1 protein-coding gene is annotated in these 276 nt (G+C 71.4%); it reads left to right on the top strand.

Features of this window, described 5'->3' with window-relative positions; all coding sequences use genetic code 11:
• Positions 1–213, top strand: a 213-nt coding sequence (locus tag SB660_RS20280; RefSeq protein ID WP_410584110.1) for an ATP-binding protein, incomplete at its 5' end; no start/stop codon positions are given.
• Between the last annotated feature and the right edge of the window lie 63 nt (positions 214–276).

Genomic DNA, 276 nt, shown 5'->3' with positions numbered 1-276 from the left:
CGTGGCGACGAGAGTCGCACGTCGGCGGGCCCCGACGGCACCGGCCTGGGACTCGCCATCGTGCAGAGCGTTGCGACGAGCCACGGCGGAGACCTGCGTCTGGTCGCACGGAGGGGCGGCGGGCTGGTGGCGACGCTGCGGCTTCCGGTGCGACCATCGGTGCTGGGCAGGTCGGATGCGCGCTCAGGACGAGGAGATGATCTGCGCGCCTGACTGCTGAAGGGCTTTCGCCAGCGGCTCGTCTGGCGCCTCGTCGACGACGACACCGGTGAAGTC

It is taken from the genome of Bacillus sp. SIMBA_005, from assembly GCF_046535585.1.
Lineage (GTDB): Bacteria > Bacillota > Bacilli > Bacillales > Bacillaceae > Bacillus > Bacillus pumilus.
The sequence above is the reverse complement of the archived record's forward strand: the minus strand, read 5'-3'. Positions and strand labels throughout refer to the sequence as shown.